Genomic DNA, 753 nt, shown 5'->3' with positions numbered 1-753 from the left:
AAAGTTAGTTTCAAGCTGCCTAAAGCTGTCTTTTCGGGTCTGCTTATTATGGGTACTGCTATAGGTACAGCACATAGTGAGCTTGTCATACAAGAAAAAGATCCGAGCTCAAGCGTTATTAATCAATTCGCTAAGCTTAAAAATGCTGATGCAAGATCACCGCAGCTGCATCAATTAGTTTCAGACCTAAATCACAGACTGTCAGTCAACCCAAATGACTCTTTAGCATGGGAGATTTTGGCACAGATTTATTACAATAATGGCTATACTGCTTATGCTGTCTATACAGCAAGCGAAGCAATCAATCTGGGTCACAGCACCGCCAAGCTTAAAAAGATACTCTTAAATAGCAGTGCTATCGTCTCTCAAAAGCAATTGCAATCAGACTACTTAACTGATGAGGTTGATGCAGACTTTTTAAAAGAATATCAGCACGCTCTTAGCAAAATCTACGGTGAGATCTACGGTTTTAATTACGATGAGTCTTTACCAAAACCTCCAGCGCCTGTCATAAAGCCAAGAGCGGTAAAAAACAAGACTAAATCGAGAAAACAGCGCCGTACATCCGTCAAGAAAAAAGCTTCTCCTGTCAAAAGACAAGCAGCAGTGAAACAAAGGCGCGCTCCTACCAAACCCGTCAAAAAGCAGTCTCCCTCTAAAAGTAGTCTTTCTATAGCTACTGACCCATTTAAAAATGTACGTTCAAAATAGCAATTGCTGAGGTAACTTATTATGGCAAAGCAAGACAGTGTG

1 protein-coding gene is annotated in these 753 nt (G+C 40.5%); it reads left to right on the top strand.

Annotation, left to right across the window (positions count from 1 at the left end):
* Nucleotides 1-711, top strand: a 711-nt coding sequence (locus ACS8FD_RS19865; RefSeq protein WP_439277134.1) for a tetratricopeptide repeat protein, incomplete at its 5' end; no start/stop codon positions are given.
* Nucleotides 712-753: the final 42 nt, after the last annotated feature.

The organism is Psychrobacter sp. 1U2 (assembly GCF_051847575.1).
This window is presented reverse-complemented; position numbering and strand designations above follow the sequence as displayed.